General features: G+C 37.5%; 14 protein-coding genes. 6 read left to right on the top strand and 8 right to left on the bottom strand.

The features are described from left to right. Positions 1-38: 38 nt before the first annotated feature. From ACQY44_RS21660 to ACQY44_RS21630, 7 genes are all read right to left on the bottom strand, one after another. Positions 39-2,918, bottom strand: a complete 2,880-nt coding sequence (locus ACQY44_RS21660) for an RICIN domain-containing protein (RefSeq protein WP_428232353.1) — start codon at positions 2,916-2,918, stop codon at positions 39-41. A gap of 205 nt (positions 2,919-3,123) precedes the next feature. After that, on the bottom strand, positions 3,124-4,761 hold the full coding sequence (locus ACQY44_RS21655) for a glycosyl hydrolase family 18 protein (protein ID WP_428232352.1): 1,638 nt from the start codon (positions 4,759-4,761) through the stop codon (positions 3,124-3,126). 132 nt (positions 4,762-4,893) lie between these two features. Continuing rightward, positions 4,894-7,563 (bottom strand): beta-1,3-glucanase family protein, encoded by a 2,670-nt coding sequence (locus ACQY44_RS21650; RefSeq protein ID WP_428232351.1) that lies wholly within the window; start codon positions 7,561-7,563, stop codon positions 4,894-4,896. A gap of 124 nt (positions 7,564-7,687) precedes the next feature. After that, entirely contained in the window at positions 7,688-11,644 is a 3,957-nt protein-coding gene (locus ACQY44_RS21645) for a family 16 glycosylhydrolase (protein WP_428232350.1), read from the bottom strand. Positions 11,645-12,054: 410 nt separating this feature from the next. Continuing rightward, positions 12,055-14,985 carry a triple tyrosine motif-containing protein gene (locus ACQY44_RS21640; protein WP_428232349.1) on the bottom strand — a complete coding sequence of 977 codons (2,931 nt, stop codon included), beginning with the start codon at positions 14,983-14,985 and terminating at the stop codon, positions 12,055-12,057. Positions 14,986-15,490: 505 nt separating this feature from the next. Beyond that, positions 15,491-16,129, bottom strand: a complete 639-nt coding sequence (locus ACQY44_RS21635; protein WP_428232348.1) for an HAD family hydrolase — start codon at positions 16,127-16,129, stop codon at positions 15,491-15,493. Between the two features lie 332 nt (positions 16,130-16,461). Continuing rightward, positions 16,462-16,740 (bottom strand): hypothetical protein, encoded by a 279-nt coding sequence (locus ACQY44_RS21630; protein WP_428232347.1) that lies wholly within the window; start codon positions 16,738-16,740, stop codon positions 16,462-16,464. A gap of 284 nt (positions 16,741-17,024) precedes the next feature. On the opposite strand from ACQY44_RS21630, the gene ACQY44_RS21625 reads away from it, so the two are divergent. Further along, complete coding sequence (locus ACQY44_RS21625) at positions 17,025-18,194, top strand: DUF4861 family protein (protein ID WP_428232346.1); 1,170 nt, start codon at positions 17,025-17,027, stop codon at positions 18,192-18,194. Positions 18,195-18,300: 106 nt separating this feature from the next. On the opposite strand, the gene ACQY44_RS21620 is transcribed toward ACQY44_RS21625, so the two are convergent. Then, complete coding sequence (locus tag ACQY44_RS21620; RefSeq protein WP_428232812.1) at positions 18,301-19,308, bottom strand: substrate-binding domain-containing protein; 1,008 nt, start codon at positions 19,306-19,308, stop codon at positions 18,301-18,303. A 511-nt stretch (positions 19,309-19,819) separates the two neighbouring features. Between ACQY44_RS21620 and ACQY44_RS21615 the strand changes: the two genes are divergently transcribed. The 5 genes from ACQY44_RS21615 to ACQY44_RS21595 all read left to right on the top strand — a co-directional run bounded on the left by ACQY44_RS21615 (position 19,820) and on the right by ACQY44_RS21595 (position 25,212). Continuing rightward, on the top strand, positions 19,820-20,269 hold the full coding sequence (locus tag ACQY44_RS21615; RefSeq protein ID WP_428232345.1) for a YhcH/YjgK/YiaL family protein: 450 nt from the start codon (positions 19,820-19,822) through the stop codon (positions 20,267-20,269). Positions 20,270-20,274: 5 nt separating this feature from the next. After that, positions 20,275-20,937 (top strand): bifunctional 4-hydroxy-2-oxoglutarate aldolase/2-dehydro-3-deoxy-phosphogluconate aldolase, encoded by a 663-nt coding sequence (locus ACQY44_RS21610; RefSeq protein ID WP_428232344.1) that lies wholly within the window; start codon positions 20,275-20,277, stop codon positions 20,935-20,937. A gap of 178 nt (positions 20,938-21,115) precedes the next feature. Further along, entirely contained in the window at positions 21,116-21,928 is an 813-nt protein-coding gene (locus ACQY44_RS21605; protein WP_428232343.1) for an SDR family oxidoreductase, read from the top strand. Between the two features lie 240 nt (positions 21,929-22,168). Further along, positions 22,169-23,353, top strand: a complete 1,185-nt coding sequence (gene uxuA, locus ACQY44_RS21600; protein ID WP_428232342.1) for a mannonate dehydratase — start codon at positions 22,169-22,171, stop codon at positions 23,351-23,353. A gap of 218 nt (positions 23,354-23,571) precedes the next feature. After that, entirely contained in the window at positions 23,572-25,212 is a 1,641-nt protein-coding gene (locus ACQY44_RS21595) for a hypothetical protein (protein WP_428232341.1), read from the top strand. Positions 25,213-25,262 lie beyond the last annotated feature (50 nt).

Below are 25,262 nucleotides of genomic sequence, written 5' to 3'. Positions count from 1 at the left end.
AGTTTGACAAAGATTGAAAAAAAACATAACTAACAATATTATTTCTTTATAAAACGTCTCACGATTTGTTTACCGTCTTTCTCAAAAACAATCAAATAAACACCTCTGTTTAAATTTGAAACATCGATATTATTCTCTTTAATTTCCAGATGTTTAATCAAATTTCCAGTTTGAGAATCAACTATCGAAACCCTTTCTCCCACTACATCTTTTGTAAAGAAAAGTATATTGTCTACCGGATTTGGGTATATCGTCAGACCAGGATCATTTCCTGTTTCTTCCATAATAATAGTAGAAGCTACGGGAGTTATTGCCGCAGCACCAATTCTGGTAATCCTGATCCAGTTGATATTTACTGCGCTGGTCTGAATGTAGATTCCAAAACTGTACGTTCCGGCATTCACGTTTACGGTTTGCGTAACCGTTTGCCAGTTTTGCCATCCTCCCGTATTCGGAATATCAACATTGCCCAAAATGATGGTGCCTCCATTTAGATCAGATGATATTCTGGCTCCGGCAACAGCACTTGCAATTCTGTATTCTATTAAATACGAACCAGTTGTTGGGAAATTGATGTTGTTATACGCCAGCCAATCTCCTGTGTCTGTGTACGCAACGTTTAATCCTCCGCCGGTATCTGTGGTAGGTTCAGTCTGGATTCCGTTCATCGCTGAATAATCTTCGGCCTGAATTAACGTTGAAGTTTGTGCTGTTGTTGTAGCAATCAATTTCCATTGTCCGCACGTTTGGTTGTTGTTATCCCATTGCTGCACATTGGCTCCATTGGCCGTACTAGCTCCGGCAACCTCAACCACTTTTCCGCTATGTCTCGCAATAATTTTATAAAAACCGTCGCCCGTCGCAACTAAAACAAACTGCTGATTGGTGGTTCCGTTATACGGATATTGCTCTACATTGGCCCCATTGGCTTTGTTGAAATTATTTACATCAAGAGATTGTCCGCTATGGTTTGCAATGATTTTATACAATCCGTCACCCAAATGTGTGAAGGTATATTTCTGATTGTTTCCTGAATTAGGAGTTCCTTGTGCGATATTGGCACCATTGGATAAACTGGCACTCCAAACATCCATATTCAAGCCGCTATTTCTGTTTTGCAAAAAGAAAGTCTGGTTTCCTAAAGTCGTCACTCCGTTTGCGATTACTCTTATTGAAGTTACTTTATCATTCCAGGTGGTATTCAAACATGAATTATCCGAATTAATGACCGTAGATCCTCCCGTAAAATTATCATCCTGATACAAAATTGCCTGAAAACCCTGTGTGATTCTAAGCGAAGAAATATCATCGTTTAAAACGCCCAAAGAATTCAAACGAGCCATATTATAATCACCAATGGTTAAACCGCCAGAAAATCCGGTATAATTGCAATCTTTATAAACGGTAATAACATCAGTCGACGCACTAATATTTCCTCCCGGCGGAATCGTTCCGGTAATCGAATAACTCCCGATAGAACCATAAGCCGAATAGCCACCGTAACCAGCATTTCCTGCTCCGGTACCATCAACACCAATAAAATATTTACCTGCTGGCAAGTTTACATTCATAGAAGCGTTTAAAGCAAAAGGATCAGAATTCCAATACGTTCCCATTTCAGCTCCTGCCGAATTATACAATCGGATTAAAAGATGTAGATTTCCGTCTCTTCCAACCGTATTGGCATTGATCGAAACATTTCCTCCTCCGGTACTAAACGTAAAGAAATCATAATCGGCTTCACTAGAGATAATACCATTTTTTTGATTGATTGTTCCATTGGCATTATAATCTAAGTTGGCAGCAGAAGCAGTATTATCTCCATAATCATCACCCCTGTATCCTACGCCAAATTTGGCACCGGCGATCGAAGCGACATCATCTTGTTTATTATCGGCATAATTATATTCTCCTTTGCTCCATTGTACCACAGGTCTGTAATAACCCGCTCCCATGATTGGTGCCCAGGCAGTTCCGTCGATTCCAAGGAAATAACCTTCAACAGGATTGGTTCGTCCGTCATGTCCCAGATCAAAGGTATGACCTACTTCATGCGCAGAGGCATCTCCACCAGATTTACCCGAAGTAATAAATACCCAACACGGTACATCATTGTCCCAATTGAAGGAACCAATATAGGCAACACCTCCCGCCCCCGGGGCTGCTGTATTGGTTGGAGTTACCACCACACGCATTCTTCTGTTTCTGGGATACGAATTAAAAACGGCTTCACTCGTTGTTACATTTAAATTAAAAGGTCTGTAATCTTCAGAAACTACCTCCCAGTGTTGTTGCACATCGGCATCACTCATGCCGGATGGTGCCGCATTGATGGCGTTTCCGTTATTCCAGAGATTTCCTGCCGGCATATTATATCCGTCAAAATCTAACAATACACAACCTGCTGCACCCGGTAAACTTTGTAAATTCAATAAAGCCGGAGCAATTTGGGCCGCTTCAGCCTTACTTGTTATTTTGTTGGTATTTTCAGGAACATTTCTATAATCAATACAAACCAAAGTATTAATATCAACTTTAGAAACATAGGCATTTCCCTTTGTATCTGAATAATATTTATAGGCTTCTTTTGTCTTCTTGAAAATAATATGACCTTCGAGCGATTTGTCCATCACCTTGATATAAAAGGAAGATCCGGCAATATTCTTAATTTCTCCGATTAAGAATTCACTTGACGCATTTGACTCTTTATAATTTATTTTTCCGTTAAAGTTTTTGGAATTATCAACCTGAAGCACAACTGTTTTTTCAGCGCTTTTTGAAGTGGCAGCATTCACCAGTTCTTTCTTTAAATTATTCATAAAAGTTTTACTCGAACCTAAAGACGTTTGTGCGATGGCAAAACCACTAAAAGCAAGAAATACGAGTAAGCTCAATCGAAATTTGTAATTGTTTTTCATATCTAATTTGGTATTTGGGGTTGCAATAGTATTGGCTGAAAAATTAACCGCAAAGTGCACAAAGTTTTTTTTCTCACGTTACGCTTAGCAAACACAAAATTCGCAAAGCTGGTTCAACATAAAGCTTTTCGAACTTTGTGTTTTATAACGCTATTACATTTAAAAAGCTTTGCGCACTTTGCGGTTAAATATTTACAGTTAAATCTTACTTCTTAATAAAACGTCTCACCGTTTTGATTCCGTCTTTTTCTACTAAAATCAGGTAGATTCCGGATTTTAAAGTCGAAACATCAATAGTATTGTTATTGACTTTTTGTGTTGAAACCGTTGCTCCGCCTTCTGAATTAATAATACTTACGCTTGCTCCGGAAACTTCTGTAGAAAAGAAAAGTGTTTCTTCTGTAGGGTTTGGATAAACGTTCAGACCTGCAATTCCTTCAGCTGTTCCTTCAGGAGAAGCCGATTTTGCAGTTAACGCTGCGCCGGACTTTGTGATTCTGAACCAGTTGATGTTCACCCCGGAACTTTGAATATAGATTCCGAAGTTATACGTTCCGGCATTTACATTTACGGTTTGAGATACCGTTTGCCAATTTTGCCAGCCTCCTGTATTGGGAATATTTACAGTACCTAACTGAATCGTTCCTGCATTTAAATCAGATGATATTTTTGCACCAGTCACGGCACTTGCTACTCTGTACTCTATTACATAAGAACCTGATGTTGGGAAATTAATGTTCGAATACGCCATCCAGTCTCCAGTATCAGCATATCCTACATTAAGGCCTCCGCCAGTATCTGTTGTAGGCTCTGTCTGAACACCACTCATTGACGAATAATTTTCTGCTTGTATTAAAGTACCTGTTCCTGTTGGTGGCTGACTGCCTGTGATCACCTGATTAACTGCAGTCAATAATGATTTCGACCCCACAGCATCCTGAGACAATTCCCAAATCATAACACCACCCGCATTTTGAATCGCAAAAGTTGTTTTTTGTTTGATTGTTGGAATTCCGTTATAATAAATCGTGTTGCCAACCTGATCCAGATTTTCTGCCCCAGGATATTGGGCTACGATATTAGCATACGAGATTCCCTGATTGGCTGAGGCTCCAAAACCATATCCGTAAAACGGAAGTCCAATGATGGCTTTACTTGCCGGTAATCCTCTGCCCGTCCAGTAATTAAACTGGTTCACGGCCATACTATACGGAGAGTGTTGTCCCGGACTTCCCGGTGCCCACGGTCCGGTTGCATCATATGCCATGATGTTGATCCAGTCGAAAGCTGCAAAAGTAGAGGATGGTACATTTGCCCCACCATATCCTTCTGAAAGTGCCGCCGAAATTAGTTTTCCATTAGCATGCAATTTATTCGCCAAAGCAATTACAAATGCTCCGTAATCGCCATTAATCGCAGGCCCTTCAAGATCCATATCGACACCATCAAAATTATGTGCCACTACATAATCATAAATTTTCTGAATAAAAGCTGTTCTGTTACCGCTCGTAATCAGATTAAAATAATTATCACGAATAGCACCTCCTTCAGATACAGAACCTCCTCCAAGGGAAACAAAAACTTTTACGTTTTGTGCATGCGCTGCATTAATAATGGTATTACTTCCTGAATTAAAAGACAGATACCCATTAGCATCAGGATTTTCGAACGCAATATTTATGTGCGTCAGTTTACTGTATTGAACACTGCCTGAAAAAGCATTCAGATCAATCCAGTTGGGAATGTAAGCGATTACTTTTTTTTGGGCAACTGATAAATTAACAACACCCAGAACCAAAATCAAGATCCATTTTAGCTGGATCACTTTGTAATTGTTTTTCATAGTAACATTTTTTAATAGATTAATAGATATGTAATTTTCGGGGGAGAAAATAATTTTAGATTTCAGACTTTAAATTTCAGATTGAGTTAGCATCTAAAATCTAAAGCCTTACACCTAAAATCTCTTTTAAAACTATTTTTTAATAAAACGTTTGACCGTTTTAGTACCATCTTTTTCAAAAACGATCAGATAAACACCTCTTCTTAAATACGAAACATCTAAACTGTTATTATTTACTTTTCGTCCGGAAAATACGGTACCTGTCTGAGAATCTACGATACTCACTTTGCTTCCGCTTACATCTGTTGTGATATAAAGTGTATTTTCTACCGGACTTGGATATATGTTTAAAACTGCAACAGGTTCTTCTTCAACTGTTTCTGCCGAAAGTGTTTTTGCTGTAAGACCAGCGCCCACTTTTGTAATTTTAATCCAGTTGATGTTCATTCCGGTATTCTGAATGTAGATACCAAAATTGTACGTTCCGGCATTCACGTTAACGGTTTGAGAAACGGTTTGCCAATTTTGCCATCCTCCTGTATTTGGTATATCAACATTGCCTAAAACAATGGTTCCTCCGTTTAAATCAGATGACAATCTGCCACCAGCGACACCACTTGCTACACGATATTCAATTAGATAAGATCCCGTTGTTGGAAAAGTGATATTGTTATACGCCAGCCAGTCACCAGTTTCCGTATAGCCCACATTCGAACCTCCTCCGGTATCTGTTGTAGCTTCTACCTGAATTCCGCTCATCGCTGAATAATCTTCTGCCTGAATTAAAACCGATGTTTGTGAGCTTGTAGCCGGAACTAATTTCCATTGTCCGCAAGTTTGGTTGTTATTATCCCATTGTTGCACAATAGCACCGGATGCTGTACTTGCTCCTGCAACTTCTACTATTCTACCGCTATGTCTGGCTACAATTTTATAAAATCCATCGCCTGTAGCAACCAACACAAATTGCTGATTAGTAGTCGCATTGTATGGATATTGCTCTACACGGGCACCATTGGCTTTATTAAAGTTATTTACATCTAAGGACTGACCACTATGATTCGCAATGATTTTATACAATCCGTCGCCTAAATGGGTAAGTGTAAATTTCTGATTATTTCCTGAATTTAAAGCACCTTGGTTGATAGGAGCGCCATTCGATAAATTCGCATTCCAGACATCCATGTATAAACCACTGTTTCTGTTTTGCAAAAAGAAAGTTTGATTTCCTAAAGTAGTTGTTCCGTTTGCGATTACACGAACAGAAGTTACTTTGTCATTCCAGGTTGTATTCAAACATGCATTATCCGAATTGATTACGGTTGAAGCACCTGTAAAATTATCATCCTGATACAAAATTGCCTGAAATCCCTGTGTGATTTTTAATGAAGAAATATCATCGTTTAAAACGCCTAAAGAATTCAAACGTGCCAAATTATAATCTCCAATGGTTAATCCGCCTGAGAATCCGGCATAATTGCAATCTTTATAAACGGTAATTACGTCTGTAGTAGCGGGAACTGAAGGAACTGTTCCGGCATATCCTCCAAAGGTTGCAATTACTTTCGTAGGCTGAGGCGTATGAAGCGATGGCGACTGATCTGCCACATCATCATAAGCAAACCCGTAAGCCAGATTATCGACACTTATTCCCGGTAAATGCCAGAATTTTGAATAATGGTTGGTAGGGTTCACCTGATAGAATTTCGATGCATCGTACCAGTTTTGTTGCCCCGGATTTGCAGTTGTCGTATTCACAACATGTCTGTTTATCGCAGCTGTTAATTGGGCCTGAATCACAAGATCTAAATCTCCATCAACCAGTCTTCTGTCCAGAACACCTTTTCCTTCAAGAGCTTCCTGAGTCGAAGGCCTGTTTTGTACGCGTCCCGTACGACCAACAAATCCTCCTGATTGTCCCACCATTTCCAGTTGTTCCCCAATCACTCTTCCTTTGAAAACTCCCGCATCTCCGGCATAAAAAATTAAATCTTCATTTTTATATTTGTTCCAAATGGCATCAATATAAGGTTTAAGATAATTGGCCTGAGCACCTACAGAAGTTCCTCCGGTTCCGTCTGCAAAAGCAGGAGTCTTTGATGGAGCCGTAATTTCACCTGTAGTATTGTTGACACAACCCTGAAATTCCGCCGGAACATTGGCTTTGAAAGCTGCCACAATATCAGCGTGTTTTTTTAATTCACCTACACGTTTTTGATATCCGTTTGCTCCAAATAATTCTAATCCCATTGGATATTTATACGAATCTACTCTTGATGGATTTCCAAAGAAACCATATTGATTGTTGGTCAATTCGATGATTTCATATAAAATGCCCTGATTGGGATCTGTTGCATTCAACGGATTTGGCGATGTATATCCGGAAGGTGCGCCACTTGCGCCAAAAAAATAAAAATACAATTGTTGCCCTTTGGCAATAAAGACCCTGCAACCTGCAATTTGCGGCAGTGTAAAAGTCTTGTTGGGAATCTCACTTAATTTGGTAAAACAAGCGGCATATTTTGAGTTTTGCCCCGGACCGGTATTTCCACCAATTGTTGGCCCTGTAACGGTATTATAAGAAGCATTCATGGGTAATACCTGACTTGTTTTTGCATTGACCCAAACGTGATTGCCGGTAGTATAATCGATACCAACAATGGCCACATACAATTCACTGTCATTAAATGTAGACGTATTGCTAATGGTAAAAGGTATAGGTCCCTGCCCGTACATCAAGTTTGACAAAACCAGAAATAGTGTTGTCAGAAGAGAAAATCTTCTAAGTTTGTTTTTTTTCATATCTAAATTATTTTGGGGTTATGTAAATAGATTTTAAATCAAAAGACTTTTGAAAAAGTGGTAATTGATCCGCCAGGCACAATGTTCATACTAACAAACACATCGCGCCCAACGGATTTTATAATTATTGCTTAATCAATTTTTTAGACCAGCTTTTTTGGTCTGATTTAAAGTTTAGAATATAGATTCCTCTTTTTAGTCTGCTAATATCAATTTGGCTTTCATCAGTATTTACTTTTTTCTCTATTAGCAATGTTCCTGAATCATCATAGATCGTTACCACTTTGTTGTCTAATTTTTCAGGTATCGAAAGTTGCACATAATTATTTGCAGGATTCGGATACATAGCAAAAACGGTAGTTGTCACTTCAGTTTCTTCTGTTAGAACTTCCGCTTTTTTAGCCGTAGAAGAAGATCCGTAAGCTTCAATTTCAAACAAAGAATAGCCGTATGGCGCCAAAGCTTTTGTGGTACATAAAATTCTAATATATCTTCCTGTACCGCTCAGTACCAAATCATCTGTTCCTCCATCGCTCGCCGTTTGTGTGTTTACGGTTTTGCTTTCGGTAAAATTCAGGTCGGATGAAATTTGTACTTTGTATTGGGTTGCAAAAGCCGCTTCCCATTTTAATACCACACGATTGATGTTGTAATTACTCCCTAAATCAACATAAATCCATTCAGTTGCATTGGCAAAACTACTGGCCCATCTGGTCCCGGCATCTCCGTCTGTGGCTTTCGCCGAAGAAAAAGTAGCATTCTCTTCTGTAGAAGCTACAGTTGGTTTTGCTAAAGCTAAATTGACATTATTAGTTGGTGGCGTAATATTGCGAACTGTAACATCGCTAAAAACTCCCGTTGCTAAAGTTTCGTTGGCATGGGATGTCACCGCCATTCCCACATAAACGGTACTGGCCATGGCAATTGTTTTTGGCGTACCAATTGGCGTCCACGTGGTCCCGTTATCCGAAGAATAAGAGGTAAATACATTTCCTGCTCTTACCAGACGAAGCCATTTTGGAGTAGTTCCTGCAGCGCCCTGAGCAACCGTTGGTGTTGAAGCAACGTCTCTCGATAAAAATTCTACTCCCGCTGCGGCCGTTATATCCGTCATCGCGTGTTTAGAAGTTGGCGTCAATGTTTCACGGAACATTACTCCCGCTTTAGCGTAAGTGTTTGTATTGGTCAGTGAATTTACTTTGGCAATAATTTCAGCATCACCTGTTATAGGCTGGTTTACAAATTGAAATTGATCGCTTGATTCCCAAATATCTGTACCTGATCCTTTGATCGTAAAAGTTCCGTTAGCATGAGTAGCTTCTCCGGCTGGAGTTACGGCACCTAAATCATTGCTTGTCCAGGGTGCTGGCAAAGTAGCAGGAGGAACATCTGTAGTTACTAAATTTACAGCTCTGATATTATCAAAATAATATGTATTTCCGGAACTCGTTCCCGGTTCTAACAAGAAAACAAAACGATTTACTTCACTGTCTAATGTTGATGCATCCGGCGCACTTGCGTATGTAAATGTCAGTGTATGCCAGGTATTGGTTTGTTTTACAACGGCCTGATAAATACTATGTCTTCCTACCGGGTAATTAGACGGAATCGAAGCACTGCTTTCTGCCTGCCATGAAATTACAGATCCAACCGGAGCCGAAGTATAGACATCCATAGCAAACTTTTTGGTTCCGCTTTTAAAATCCCCAATATTGGTTAAAGTGGTATTGAATGAAAAGTTATCATACAATTCTGTTGATTTTCTAACATATTTTCCAACGTTCGAAGATGTGTTGATTCCGCTTGCACTTGGATTTGGCGTGTTGGGTGTATACGTTCCAATCGCATCTCTAAAAGTGATATTGTGAACGGTTTGATAGTCTTCATAAACTACTCCCGGTGTAAAAGTATCCGGTAATTTAGTAGAACCAATTCTGATATTATCAAAATAATACGTATCGCTGGTATAAGAACCTGAATTGGCTAATATCACCATTTGATTTACTGCCAGGTTTGAAGTTCCTTCGTCAGGACTTGAGTTGTAATAAAAAGTCAGCGTTTCCCACTGGTTTTGTTTGGTGGTGATCGCCACATAATTACTGTTTCTTCCGGTTGGAAAATTTGCAGGAAGCGAGGTTGCACTGTTCTCTAAATTCAGACTTACAACCGTTCCTATTGGTGCTGAAGTATACACATCGATCATGATTTTTTTAGTCTGATTTTTCAGTAAACCTGCATCTTCAATAGTACTTTGTGTATTAAAGAAAAGCACATCGTATTGCTCGGTTACATTTCGAACATACTTCGCCACATTGGCAGAATTATTCACTGAATTTGCTCCCGGATTTGCTACAACAGAATATACTCCGGTAGTTGTTCCTTTGATGATTTTATTGATACCATCATAATTTTGTAAAACATCTGTAGCAATAATTGGTTTTTCAGGCGCAGCTCTGGTCAGTAAGTTGTCAAAATAATAAGTCGTACCGGTATTCGAATTTGATTCAAAAAGGAATACTACGTTATTGATCGACAAGGCGCTTGTATTAGCGTCAATTACTTTTTCAAATTCAAACTCAATGGTTTCCCATTTGTTCTGAACTGTGGTTGTAGCTTTGTAACCGCTATGTCTTCCTGATGGAAAATTCGTTGCCGTGGTGACCAGACTATTTTCGAGTTGCATCGAAATTTTGGTACCAACAGGCGCTGAGGTATAGATATCAAACGAAAGTTTTTTTCTGCCATACACATAATCATTGGCATTACTAATCACTACATTTTTAATATTTAAAACATCGTATAATTCAGATGCATTACGAACATATTTCCCTACCAAAGCTGAGGTATTGATTCCCGTAGCCGAAGGATTTGCCACTGCTTCTGTCAGCACTCCGGTTTTAAGTCCATATACAATATTTCTGTTCGATTGAAAATCTTCGTAGATTCTTTCTACCGGTAAAGGCACTTCTGTTGTCACTGCCAGTTTATAGGTATTACCGGAGCAGCCTGAAACGGTAGTGGCTACCGTAACATCTCCTCCCGTAGTTCCCCAGTTTACCGTAATGGTGTTGGTTCCTTGTCCTGAAGTAATGGTAGCTCCGGCAGGAACGGTCCAGTTATAAGTGGCTCCGGAAATGGCATTTATAGAATACGTTTTACCGGTTTGGTTTTGGTATACTTTTGCATTCCCCAGTACACCATACGTAAAACTACCGCTGTAAACACGAACATAATCAACTTGCAATTTTGCCGGAAAGTCAGCCGGGATTGGCTCCACTCCTGCGCCGTTAACACTGGTATAAGGTGTTCCTCCGCTACCAACAGCAAGATTTAAAATGATATAAAACTGTTGATCATTAAAAGGCCATCCTCCATTTACCGTAGTATTTGGCGTCGCAGTATGAAATAAATTACCGTCAATAAACCATTTAATGATATTTGGTCCCCATTCTACGGCATACACATGAAATTCAGTAGACAAATCAGTCGGCGAAGCATAACTTCTACCGGTGTAATGATAACCGCCTCCGTCATAATGAATCGTACCGTCTACAGATTTTGGGTTTCTGTGTTTGGCTTCCATGATGTCAATTTCGCCTGTAAACGGCCAGTTAGACGTACCTGCGGGTAACATCCAGAATGCCGGCCAGGCGCCCATTCCTGATGATAACTTCATACGGGCTTCGATTCTACCGTACTTGATGGCGTATTTACCTTCTGTTGTCAATTTTGCAGAAGCGTAAGGTTGCTGTGGATATTGTGCATTAGGCTCATATTTTGCCTGAATGTTCAAATAACTGTTTGTTCCTTCTTTGACAATTGTTGCCTGAGCGGGATCGTAACGTTGTGCCTCGGCATTTCCGAATCCGCAGAGCGAAGGACAGCCATTTCCGGAAATACTTTGCCATTTGGTTGCATCTACGGTTGTCCCGTTAAACTCATCTGACCAAATTAAGGTGTTGCATTGTGAATGCACTTTTAGAAGTGGAGATAATGCCAGAATCAATAACATTACACACCTCTTTAATCCATTGTAATTGCTTCTCGGTGGTCGGCCGAAAATGAAGTCTTTTTGTTTCATTTTTTTTAGTTTTTTGTTAGTAAAGTGTATTAACACAATAAATCCTCTATTTTTTTAAAAACAGACTTATATTGTATTAATAAGATGACAATATTAACAAATAAACTACCCAGAACGTTAATTTTTAGATACGGTTTGACTACGGTGTTTGTAAAAAAATGTAGTAAATAGCGGTCAAAACGCGTAAAACTACCTGAGATTTTACTAGTTATAAAAAAACTCCTTAAGATGTATTTTTAAACACATTCAAAGTGAATTGCTATTAATCCAGAAGTTTTGGAATTAATCCGCTCTAAAATAAAAGACCGGCACAAATCTGCTTAAATCTTTTAAAATCTTCGTGAAGATATTAGTCATAGATTATAGCATCAAAAAAAATCTGCCAAATCTGCGAGAAAAAATAAACACATTTAAAAATTCAAAATAAACTCTGTAATATTCGCATCCGAAGGAAGCTGCATTTTTTTCCGAATGCGATATCTCGTGTCTTCCACACCGCGAACAGAAATTCCTAAAAGCGGTGCAATTTCTTTGGTATTAAAATTCATTCGCAAATAAGCACACAATCGCATATCACGCGGAGTCAATTCCGGAAAACTTGTTTTTAATCGTTGCATAAAATTATCATGAAGCTGATTAAAAATCTCTTCAAACTCATTCCAGTGCTGATCGCCTTGCAATTCGTGGTCGATGATTCGGTTGATTTTGGTCAATAAACCAAAGTTGGTATTAAAATCATTCTTCTTATCAATCTGACCGATGAGTTCTCTGATCGAAAGTAAAATTTCATTTAAATGGATGAGGTTAACGGTATTCGAAGCTACTTTGGCATTTTTAAGATTAATTGTTGTTTCGAGATTTTCTTTCATAATCGCCATATTTTCTTGTTCCAAAGCCAGTTTTTGCTCGTTTAATTCGGCGCGGTTTCGCAACAATTCCTTTTCCTGCTTTAGAATTAATTGTTCACGATCCTGTTCTGCGAGGTTCTTTTGATACTTAATAATCGCATAAATCAAAACTCCAAAAAGCATCAGATACAAAATATAAGCCCAAATTGTTCGGTACCAGGGCGGCAAAACCTCAAACCTGAAAATAGCTTCTTCACTGACCACATCGTATATGTTTTTTGCCCTGACGTGAAAAATGTATTCGTTTTCGGGTAAATTGGTGTACTCCTTTTCAGTCTGAAGATTCCAATCCGACCATTTGGGTTCAAAACCTTCCAGCCAATATTCGTATTTTGTAGCATCGGCTTCGTCATAACAAAGGGAAGCAAACGAAAAATGCAAGGCATTATTTGAATAGGCTAAAACAGGTAAAAGCTGCTCTTTCGAAGATTCTGTATGGGTCGGAAGCACATCATATCTGCTGGAAAACAACAAACTGTCTTTCGGAAAAATACATTTTACTTCTGAAATAACGGCTTTATATTTCGATTGGTATTTCTTCTTTTTGGTTGCATTATAATGAATCAAACCGTCCTGAGTTCCAAAAAATACATCTCCGCTGGCAGTGGTCTGAATGTTTTCGAAACCCGGAATATAGAGATATCTTAGTTTTCGAAACGGTAATTCCTCTATATCAAAATTACCTTTTGCTCTTTGACTCATTTTACCGGTATTTTCTCCTGATATGTACCAGATGTTATTTTGGTCGTCTTCTTTAAGCAAACGAATATGACTGTCCATCCCCAGATATTTTTTGAACATATTATCCGGAATCATTTTTTTTGAACGAACATCTTGTTTGTAAACGCCCTTTGTTGTCCCAAAAAGAATCTGATTATTAATCCTGAACGTATTCAGAAACAAACTCGACGGAAAACCTGCTGCCTGATTGTAAAACTGCATGTCTGAAACGGTATCGAATGTTGTATTAAACCTCAGTTTATAAATTCCCTTATAACCGTGAGCAATCCAGATATTCCCTGCTGCATCGGTTACGATAATTCTGCTGCTTTCATTAAAACCTTTTATTTTGTGCTGAAATACCCATGAATTATTTATTTTCTTCAATAAATACAATCCGTTATAACCGCCCACCAATAGTAAATCAGGATGATTGGGCATGAGCACCCCTTGCCAGGCGCCATCTGTTTTAGCTAATAATTTTGCCGAATTACCGGAGATTTCGAAAACACCGTTTTTTTCAAAAGCCAGTAATGAATTCCCAAAAACACCAACATTCCATACGTTTTCTGACATTCCGGAAATATGCTGAAAATGCACTTTTTCCTGTTGACCGTTTTTGTAGGCTTCCCAATCCAGCCAAAAAACGCCATTATCCGTAGCGATGTAAAGTTTATTTTGATAAATCTGACTGCAATATATCTTGGTTTCAGAATTTGATGCATCCAGTATTTTTGATAAGGGTGAAGTAATCTGAATCAGCGAAATTCCCTCTTTTAGCGTCACCCATAAATTACCTGCAACATCCATCTTCAGATTCGTAATATATTCGTTCTGCAACCCCATTTGTTTGTTAATATGCTGAATCAAATTACCTGAACTATCCACAACTATCAACCCGGTTTGGCGTGTTCCTATTCCGATATATCCATCAGAAAGCAAAATACCTGTTGAGATCTGATTTTGCTTTAGCAAATAATCAACCTCAGTTACAAAAGGTTGTAGTTGGTTGTTATTATAAACAAAGATGCCATCTTTCTGGGTAAGAAGCATTAAACCTTGTTTGGTTTCAAAAGCCTTTCGAATCTTCATTCCGACAAACTTTTTTCCATCTGCAACTGGTATTAAAACATCATCTTTAAGCTTTAACAGCCCTTTTACATGGTCTAATACATAAATAGCGGAAGAAACATTAAAAAATTCATCAAAATTAGTAGCTGATCTTATTACTTTTATTTTGTTATTCTTGTAGAGAAAGATTTTTTCATTAGAGAAAAAAACAACTTCATTATCTAGTAAAACGGTATACAAAACATCTCCAAAATTTTGTTCTGAAACCGGTAATAATTTAACTAAAGAAGTATATTTATACTGTCCGTTTGGCAACTGAGCCGTATAACCAAACTCGCCCTGCGCACCTACATAGATTTTATCATTTTTATCAATTGCAAGAGACCTGACCATACTTCTGTTTTCCGGTTGCGTGACAATACTCCACCGTACACCATCAAATTGCATAATGCCAAAATGATTGGCAAAAAACATCATGCCCTTAGAATCTTGCAAAAGATCCCAATTTTCTGAAGCGGCCTTATACGTTTTCGGGTTGTAATTGGTAATAAATGGAACTCCAATTTTTTTTATTTGGGCATTAACAATTGGATTGAAAAGGGGTATTAATAGAACTAAAATTCTAATTAAAAATTTCGTCATTTTGTTTCTGTCTGTAGGTTAGTTTGCAGCTTTTGAAAACCACAATCTTAAAGACAACCTCTTTGGGAGAAGCTATTTTCAAGCAAAAAAGACATTCTTACTTATGTTACTAAAATTACAATTTGATAATTTGTTGTGCTAAAAAAAAGAATATCTACAACCAAATATATAAAATTTTATTTTATTGTAACAAATTACATTTAAATAAGAGATTTTGATAATGAGGAAATTGAAGGATGTGGGAATTAGAAAATATCATCATTAGAGAATTTGAGAACATTCCTAAACACAATCTTGCCATTTCTGACGGAGGGGAGAAATCACACAAGAAATGCCTCAAAGAATGTCGTCAATCTTTGTCGATCCAATACCGTAAGATGGATAAAAATCCATCTCTACAATATGATTCGTTCCTATGGAACTTTTTTTAAAATTCAATACTATGTTTTAGTAGTAAGATGCTACACTATCACAACGACACCTGAAACTTGAAACCTGAAACTTCTTAAACCTGAAGCAAAAAATCTAACTCAGCATACGAATTAAAAAGCACCGCGCCTTCTTTTTCTAGGTCTTCATTGTTATATCCATTGGCAAAACCATAAACTTTAAAACCGCCCCGGATTCCGGCGATTACTCCGGCTTTACTGTCTTCTATAACAATGCAATCTTCTACAATAAAACCCATTTCTTTTGCAGCATGCAGAAAAATTCCAGGTTCCGGTTTCCAGCTATGAATTTCGTAAGAACTGAATATTTTATTTTCGAATTTATCGAGTAAACCTGCGACTTCAAGATTTAAGCGAATTTTATCCAGAGGACCGCTGGACGCTACACAATACGGGATTTTCAATTTATTTAAAAATGTGACTATACCTTCCATTGGTTTAACCTGCGTTTTGAAAGCTTCAAAACTTTTCTCGCGATATTCATTTTCAAAACTGTCCGGTAATTTTTTGGCAATCGCATTTTCAATATGAAGGAAACATTCTTTCAAATTCCTGCCGTTAAAATCGCGGTACGCATCTTCCAGTTTCATCTCGAAACCATGCTCGGCTGCCATTTCAAGCAAGATTCCGTTACCAATTTTTTCTGTATCGACAAGAACGCCATCGCAGTCGAAAATTATACATTTAACATCCATACTCTTATTTACATTTGATTATACAATAACCTGATAGAGGTTACGAGTAATGTAAATTACAAAAAATAAAATAAGAAATTGCAGCATCATTAAAATAATACCTTTTAAGCCTGCCTGTTTATCTAAGGAAACAAGTAACCTGAAAAATGTTTCTAATTTAATAAAAAAATGATGGGCTTTCGCAAACTTTGAAGTATTTACAAGGTGAAGCCTCATGGTATTTATGGAAATAAAAAAGGAAATAATGATCAAAAGAGCGATCTCTAAGTTGATCGAAAATTTCAAGAAATCCATACCAAACAGAGCATGGATTTCTTTCTGAAGGAATACGTTTACCAGGAGATTTGAACTCGTGCACGTTCCATCCCTTTATTTTGAAGAGTTATAACACTTCCACTTGTCAAATCACCTAATTTAAAGGTATTTTGATGACCGCTTCTTAATTCGTAATGGCTTCCGGAAACTAAGACACTGTTAGAAGGTCCTTCATTCGTAATTTTAATTTCCAAAGAAGGTGTGTTGGTTCCCAAATCCACACTTCTTTGACTACCAGACAGGATATCTATCGTTTCTTTCTTTGTACCTGTAACTTGTTTGCTTTCTGATTCCATTTTAATTGTTTTTAGGGGTTAATAATACTGACAAAGCAACAAATAAATTATTAATTAAAACCACGTATAAGTACCTGAATACTAATTAAGTCATATAAAAAAGACACTCCCTAATCACTCAAAAAAAGTTTTTAACTCAACTTTTAAAAAAAAGAGTCAACATATTCAAAAATAACACTTTGTACTTTTTTACCCCAATTCCGGATTCTAAAGTTATATTTGATTTGTATTTTTATGATTCAAAAAAACAATCTAATTTTAGATCAATTAATACCTGTAAAGCTTTGAAAAAACATATTTTACTCACCGCCATTCTCGCCGGCAATTTTGCACTTTATGCTCAAAATAAAATCATTACGGTAAGCAATTCCCTGCCCATAAACCGTGAATTTGAAACGGTAGAATTAACTAAAAAATCGCTTGGATTACCAACATCGGCTAAACTGGAAAATTATGCTGTAAAAGAAGTTGGTACCAATACCTTTTTAGAAAGTCAGGCTATAGACAACGATGGCGACGGAACCATTGATGTGTTATTGTTTCAGCCTAAGATAAGCGCTTCATCGCACAAAGCTTTTGAGGTTTTAGTAGCCGAAAATCCATCAGCATCAAAAACTGTCAGCTGTTATTCAAGATTTGTTCCCGAACGTACCGATGATTATGCCTGGGAAAACAATAAAGTAGCTTTTAGAACATACGGTCCTGTGGCTCAAAAAATGGTTGAAGACAACATTGCAGGAGGAACTTTAACCAGTGGAATTGATGCGTGGTTAAAAAGAGTAGATTACCCTATTATCAATAAATGGTACGAAAAAGCCACTAACGGAACCGGAACATATCATAAAGATACTGGCGAAGGTCTGGATAATTTTCATGTGGGTGACAGCCGTGGTGTGGGCGGAATTGCTGTTAAAGTTGATAATCAATACTTTTTTTCAAAGAATTTTATCAGCTGGAAAACCATTACAACAGGGCCAATCAGAACAAGTTTCATCCTGACCTACGCCGATTGGGATGCAAAAGGCAATAAAATAACCGAGTCGAAACTAATTAGTCTGGATTACGGCAGTTATCTTTCCCGTTTTGAGATTAACGTTACCGGAACAAAATCAATAGCTGCCGGACTAACACTTCACGATAAAAAAGGAACTATTGGAACGAATGTAAAAGAAGGCTGGTTAAGCTATTGGGAACCTATAGATGATTCTGAAATTGGTACCGGAATCGTGGCTCCAAAAAATACTTTAACGAGTTTTGACAACCATATTACTAATGATAAAGACTTAAGCAACCTTTACGGCAATATTGAAGTAAAAAACAATAAAGCGATTTATTATGTTGGTTTTGGATGGAAAAAAGGAAGTCCGTTTCAGACAAAACAAGAATGGGAAACGTATTTGAGTACGTTTGCTAAAAAGATTAATAATCCTTTGGTTGTGAAGGTGAAGAAATAGTTTCTCGCAAAGACGCTAAGTCGCTAAGATCCTAAGTTACTAAGATTAAAAACTTTGCGACTTAGCGCCTTTGCGAGATTAATTAAATAACGGTGCGTAAAAAAAATCACTTACGTGCAGGAAAATAATTCTCTTTCAGAATAATTTCCAGCGGAATATAATGGGTTTTCTCTACCGTTTCCTGCAATACTAACTTTTTATACAAATGATTAATTGCCATGTAGCCCTGCTCCTCCGGCCTTTGGTTGATTAAAAAATCAATTACACCTTTATTAAGGTATTCGATATTTTCTTTCAATAAATCGTAACCAATAATCCGGACGCCTTTGATATTGTTTTGTTCTAAAAATCGCGCTACAATAAAAGCTCTTGAATTAGGCACAAACACACTATTCACCTCGGAAAACATCTCCAGATTCAGTTGATCAATTCCCGAATCTTTGATGGTGACTTCTGAAAATCTAAAGTTCTTAAGTTCGTGATGATCTTTAAAAAACGAATAAAAGCCATCGATTCTTTGCAGATAAACAGATGTACTTTCTATCTCTCTGGTAATTTTGAAAATCAATATTTGTCTTTCGTTTTTCACTGCAAAACTAATCAGTCTTCCGGCGAGATAACCACTCTGAAAAGCATCCTGTCCCACATAAGCATGTTCTTCATCACTTGAAATATTTGAATCGATCATGACTACCGGAATATTTTTCTTTTCATACTCATTTAAAAAACGAACCGATTCTTCATAAAAAATAGGCGCAAACAATAATCCGTCACAATCAAATTCCAAGACTTTTTTGACAGATTCTTTAAAAGAAGCTGCATTAAAATCATAAAAGAAATAATCCAGCACAATTCCGAATTTACTAAATTCAATTGCCGCCTTTTCTATTCCTGCAATTTGACTTTTCCAATATTCAAGATTTTCATATTGCGGTAAAAATACTGCAAAATGAAACTTTTTATTGAGCGCCAGATTACTCGCCAGAATATTTCTTTTATAACCATATTCTTCTATAATAGCATTTACTTTATCCACATTTTCCTGAGCCACCTGCCCACGATTATGGATAATTCTATCAACAGTTCCGGGTGAAACGTTGGCCAGTTCGGCAATTTTTTTTATTGTTATGATATTGATGAATTTTAAGTTAAATGATCCTTTAAATCACTTTAAATTATTATTTTTTTTATCAAAGTTAAGTTGTTTTACTTAACTTTTTGTATACATTTGTAAAACACCGTGTGCGTACACGCAAATATACACATGTGTTCGAAAAAATCATAACATTAAGCAGAATATTATTAAGATTTTAGCTTCTAAGAGATTTTTAGCACTCATTTTAATAAAAAAGTTTATTCGTTCATCATCAGAAAAAAAACTACTATTTATCAAGAGATTCAAGTGCGTACAAAGTATAGGTTGTCAAGATTATAGAGAATAAATAAGCTGATTTTAGAAAGCACTGCCATAGGGGCTGTTTACAACTTAATACCAGTGCTTTATAAGTATTCATATAAAGTAATACTTAACTATTTTTAAAGTAAAAACAATGATTTTTAAACGCTTATAAAAACGCATTTACAAGTCAGAAAATATAAAATACAAAACATAAAAACCAAATAAAATGATTGTAGATTCATTACAAAACGCTGCGAAATATTTCAGCCTTCACCCTAATTTCAAAAAAGCATTTGACTATGTCCATCAAAATGACATTAGCGTTCTTGAAGAAGGTGCTTTTGAAATTGCAGAAGGATTAAAAGTAATCGTAATTGTTGGCGAAGGCGCAACGAAGGAAGAAAGCATAAAAGGTTTTGAATGTCATGATCAAAATATTGACATCCAGATTTCGATAAAAGGACCGGAAACTTTTGCCTGGAAACCCAGGGAAAAATGCGTTAGTCCAAATGGGGAGTATAGTGACGAAAGAGATGTTCGCTTCTTTCACGACAAACCGGACATGTTTTTTGAATTACACGAGAAACAGTTTGCCATTTTGTTTCCCGAAGATGTTCACGCTGCTATGATTGGCGAAGGAACACTTAAAAAAATTGTTATTAAAGTAAAAATATAAAGTTTATGAGCACCATTCAAAACAACATTGATGTAATTGCGAAACAAGGAATTCTTCCCTTATATTTTGCCACAGACGAAACTATTAGTGTCGAAGTGTTGCGAGCGCTTTACAGAGCAGGAATCAGAGCCGTAGAATATACCAACAGAGGCGCAGAAGCTTTGTCCAACTTCAAAAAAATGGTCACAGTTCGAAATGCCGAATTACCTGAAATGGTATTAGGTATCGGAACGATTAAAAACCTGGAGCAAGCCAAAGCATTTAAAGAGGCTTGTGCAGATTTTTTTATCAGTCCGGGTTTTGTGCCTGAAGTGGCTGAATTCTTAAAAAGCAAAGAAGTTTTGTATGCCCCGGGTTGTATGACACCAACTGAAATTATCTCAGCCGAAAATGCCGGAATAAAACTCGTAAAATTATTTCCGGGAAACATATTAGGCACAGAATTTTTGAGCAGTATAAAAGATGTTTTTCCGTCTTTAACATTTATGACAACCGGCGGAGTAGAACCTACACACTTAAGTATTGAAAGCTGGTTTTCTGCCGGTGCTTCTGCGGTTGGATTAGGAAGTAAACTCATCAGCAAAAAGCGTATGGAAGAGCAAGATTATGATGTAATTGAAAATGAAACTAAAAAAATGCTGGAAATCGTCCAGACCATAAGAAGATAACTATTACTTAACACATAGAAAATTTTGCCACAGATTTCAAAGATTAACACAGATTTTTTTTAAATAAATACTTTCTAAATCTTTGAAATCTGTGGCAAAAAATTATAAACCAGAAAATTAGGTAAACAAACTATCTCTGTGCGTTAGAAAAACATTACCTAGAAATTTAAAATTTAATATGGATTCAGTATTTAACCTTAAAGGAAAAATTGCATTAATTACTGGCGGTGCCGGAGTTTTGGGAAGCAACTTTGCAAACGTTTTGGCTAAACAAGGCGTTATCGTTGGAATCGTTTCTCAATCGATTGAAAAAGCCAACAAAACGGTAGCGACAATAGAAAACAACGGCGGAAAAGCTTTTGCGGTTCAGGCAAATGTTTTAAACAAAGAAGAATTAGAAAGAGCGAGAGATTTTATCGTAGAAAAATACGATCGTCTGGATATTTTAATCAATGCGGCTGGCGGAAATATGCCCGGAGCCACTATTAGTCCGGATCAGGCCATCTATGACATGAAAGTAGATGATTTACAAAAAGTAGTCGACCTGAATATCATTGGTACGATGTTGCCATCGCAAGTATTTTCAGCGCTTTTTGCGAAACAAAAATCAGGAAATATCATTAATATCTCCTCAGCATCTGCGCAAAGGCCTTTAACAAGAGTGGTGGGATATTCAGCTTCAAAAGCGGCGATTGATAATTTTACCCAGTGGATGGCTGTTGAATTAGCTCAAAAATATGGAGAAGGAATTCGTGTAAACGCCATTTCTCCGGGATTTTTTATCGGAGAACAAAACAAAGCTTTATTATTGACTCCGGAAGGTAAATTGACGCCCAGAGGCGAAAAAATTATTGAACATACACCAATGGGAAGATTTGGAACGCCGGAAGATATCGACGGAGCACTTTTGTTTTTATGCAGCGATATGTCAAAATTTGTTACGGGAACAATCTTAAAAGTAGACGGAGGATTTGCTGCGACGAGTATTTAAAAGTAGGATTTGAAAGATTCCTGCATGGTTTTAGAAACCTTATAAGTATTAAGCAACAGTTTGTCATCCCGGGGAACGAGTGCCCTAGCCCCGATAGTAGTAAAAATCCTTTTATGCCGGGGTTCGGCACAAAAGATTGAAACGGATAGCGGGACTCGAGCGATAGCGAACAGGCGAATCAAACAGTTCCTCAAAATTAATAGGTTTAAAAACAATCATCATCAATAAAATATACAAAAAATGGAACAAACGTTAAGATGGTTCGGACCAAACGATCCGGTTTCCTTACAAGATATCAAACAAACCGGAGCTACCGGAATTGTTACTGCATTACACCATATTCCGAACGGTCAAGTTTGGGATATTGAAGAAATTATCAAACGAAAAGTTGAAATTGAACATGAAAACGGTGATCCTAAAAAAGGCGCATCAGGCTTAACCTGGTCGGTAGTAGAAAGTATTCCGGTTCACGAAGACATTAAAAAACAAACCGGAAATTATCTTCAATACATTGAAAATTATAAAGAAAGCATTCGAAATCTGGCTTTATGCGGTATAAAATGCATTTGCTACAATTTCATGCCGGTTTTAGACTGGTCAAGAACAGATTTGGCCTATGAAACAGCAGACGGATCTAAAGCTTTGCGTTTTGATATTAATGCTTTTGCAGCTTTTGAATTGTTTATTCTAAAAAGACCCGGAGCAGAAAAAGAATATTCTGCAGTCCAAATTGAAAAAGCTACAAAATATTTTGAAGCCATGACGGATGCTGATAAAGTCAAATTACAGCAAAACATTCTTGCCGGACTTCCGGGTGCGGAAGAAGCGTATTCTGTAGAAGATTTTCTGATTACTTTAAGTGGATACAATCATATTGACAGAGCTGCTTTAAAGAAAAATTTATTCTTCTTTCTAAAAGAAATTATTCCCGTTGCCGAGAGTAAAGGAGTTCTGATGGCCATTCATCCTGACGACCCGCCCTACCCTATTTTAGGTTTGCCAAGAGTTGTTAGTACAGAGGAAGATTTAATGGAATTAATGGCTGCAGCCAAATCAAAATCAAACGGATTCACGATGTGTACGGGTTCATACGGCGTAAGAGCGGATAATGATTTACCGGGAATCGTAAGACGTCATGGCGATAAAATGAATTTCATTCACTTAAGAAGTACGGAACGAGATGAAGAAGGAAGCTTTTATGAAGCCAATCATCTTGAAGGCGATGTCGACATGTACGAAGTAGTAAAAGCAATTATTGAAGTCGAAAAAAGAAATAACAGTCAATTGCCAATGCGTCCGGATCACGGTCACCAAATGCTGGACGATTTGAATAAAAAGACCAATCCGGGATATTCAGCTATTGGCCGTTTAAGAGGTTTAGCTGAATTGAGAGGGCTTGAAATGGGAATAAAGAAATCGCTTTAAAAGTTTTTTTAGTCACAAAGGCACTAAGACGCGAAGTTTTGTTCACACAGATCATAAGTTTTTTTAGCCACGAATTCACGAATGATTGCGCTTAATGAATTAGAAAAATTCGTGAATTCGTGGCTATTTTTTTAATGATGACCGCCTTTGTCAAAGCTTTAAACTTTGCACATTAGTGCCTTCGCGGTAAACCACTAACTAACCAAATAACCACAACCATGAACCGTCGAACCATCCTCATTTATTGCAGCCTTTTTATAAATAGTGTAATAATGGCGCAACAAACGCCTAAAATACTCTCGGATTCAAAAACAAATTATTTACCTGATTTTAGTTATGCGGGTTATCATTTCGGTGAAATCCAAATTCCTGATTCTAAAGGAAAAATCATTAACGCAACAGATTACGGCGTAAAAGCAAATGATGGTCTTGATGATTCAAAAGCGTTATTAAAAGCTATAAAAGCAGCAAATGCCATTGAGGGAAATGTAATTCTGCAATTACCCGCCGGACGTATTATTCTGAGTGATATTGTATATATCGAAAGAAGCAATTTTGTACTTCGCGGCACAGGATCAGGTGAGACAGGAACAGAAATTTATTGCCCAAGACCGATGATGTATCTCAAAAATCCGGAGTCATTGGCGGAACTTCGCGAATACTTAACGACACTGGATAAAAGACAACGCGAACCCGAAAACAATGTTGATTTGCCTTTCTCTCCATACGCGTGGTCAGGAGGATTTATCTGGACGCAAATTCCCGGTGAACGCGTAAAATCGTATCTTGACAAATACGAACCAACTCCAAATCCGCTGGCTAAAGTGACTTCGGGAAATATGGGCGAACATATCATCAGTGTTTCAGAGGTAAAAGGATTAAAAATTGGTGCTATTGTCGAGCTACAACTGTTCAACAAAGATGGCGAAAATGGCGAAATCATTAAAGATCTGTACAAAGGTGCCAACGTAAAACCGGGTTCTCATCATTGGAAATTCCCAATGCTTCCTATTGTAAGACAACAAGTCGAAATCACTAAAATTTCAGGTGCTAAAATTACGATCAAAACACCTTTGACGATTGCTATAAAACCAGGTTATCAGGCGCAATTGGTCGAATGGAAACATTTGAACGAAGTAGGCATCGAACACCTGCGTTTTACCTTTCCTGATATTCCGAGAGTCGCACATCACGTAGAACCCGGAAATAATGCCATATTCCTGACCCGCGTTTTTAATAGCTGGGTCAAAGATGTAACCATCACCAATGCCGATAGCGGAATTTTAGGCGAAGAAATCTCGAACGTGACCATTCAGGATATCGTGACCGATGGTTCTCATATGTCGCATTATACTGTGACTTTGGGCGGTGTGCATAATGTTTTGGTGAAGAATCTGAAAATCTACAATAAAGCGGTTCATCCGTTAAGTTTCAACACTTTTGCAACTAAAAACGTCTATCAGGATTGTGAGATTTTTACCGATGCTCTTTTAGATCAACATTCGGGAGCCAATCATCAAAACTTATTTGATCGTATTACCGTGCATATAACGCCCGATAAAAACAATAGTTATTATTTGTTTGGTGGCGGAGGAGCTGATTACTGGAAACCTTCTCACGGCCCTTTCAGTACTTTTTGGAATCTGAATGTTCAGGTCGAAAATCCAGCTGAAATCACGAAACCCGTTTTGCTTTACGGTATGAAAGACGGGCCATTTGCGAGAATTATTGGTGTAAATGGCAATGCTAAATTCGAAGTGAAATATGAACCTGACGCTTATATTGAGTTTCTAAATACACCAATGGACAAAGTGCCTTCGTTGTATGATTATCAATTGCAACGACGCTTGAAGAAATAATATTTAAACACATAGAAACATCGCTTTTGGAACGTTGAAAAAAAGGCGTT

Source organism: Flavobacterium sp. (assembly GCF_965277525.1).
Taxonomy (GTDB): Bacteria; Bacteroidota; Bacteroidia; order Flavobacteriales; family Flavobacteriaceae; genus Flavobacterium.
Note: the sequence above shows the minus strand (reverse complement) of the source record. Positions and strands in the feature narration are given on the sequence as shown.

Excerpts from the sequence above, each read along its gene's own strand:
- ACQY44_RS21660 (WP_428232353.1), bottom strand. The coding sequence starts at position 2,918 with ATGAAAAACAATTACAAATTTCGATTGAGCTTACTCGTATTTCTTGCT.
- ACQY44_RS21650 (WP_428232351.1), bottom strand. The coding sequence starts at position 7,563 with ATGAAAAAAAACAAACTTAGAAGATTTTCTCTTCTGACAACACTATTT.
- ACQY44_RS21615 (WP_428232345.1), top strand. The coding sequence starts at position 19,820 with ATGATTGTAGATTCATTACAAAACGCTGCGAAATATTTCAGCCTTCAC.
- ACQY44_RS21655 (WP_428232352.1), bottom strand. The coding sequence starts at position 4,761 with ATGAAAAACAATTACAAAGTGATCCAGCTAAAATGGATCTTGATTTTG.
- uxuA (WP_428232342.1), top strand. The coding sequence starts at position 22,169 with ATGGAACAAACGTTAAGATGGTTCGGACCAAACGATCCGGTTTCCTTA.
- ACQY44_RS21635 (WP_428232348.1), bottom strand. The coding sequence starts at position 16,129 with ATGGATGTTAAATGTATAATTTTCGACTGCGATGGCGTTCTTGTCGAT.
- ACQY44_RS21595 (WP_428232341.1), top strand. The coding sequence starts at position 23,572 with ATGAACCGTCGAACCATCCTCATTTATTGCAGCCTTTTTATAAATAGT.
- ACQY44_RS21630 (WP_428232347.1), bottom strand. The coding sequence starts at position 16,740 with ATGGAATCAGAAAGCAAACAAGTTACAGGTACAAAGAAAGAAACGATA.
- ACQY44_RS21640 (WP_428232349.1), bottom strand. The coding sequence starts at position 14,985 with ATGACGAAATTTTTAATTAGAATTTTAGTTCTATTAATACCCCTTTTC.
- ACQY44_RS21645 (WP_428232350.1), bottom strand. The coding sequence starts at position 11,644 with ATGAAACAAAAAGACTTCATTTTCGGCCGACCACCGAGAAGCAATTAC.
- ACQY44_RS21605 (WP_428232343.1), top strand. The coding sequence starts at position 21,116 with ATGGATTCAGTATTTAACCTTAAAGGAAAAATTGCATTAATTACTGGC.
- ACQY44_RS21610 (WP_428232344.1), top strand. The coding sequence starts at position 20,275 with ATGAGCACCATTCAAAACAACATTGATGTAATTGCGAAACAAGGAATT.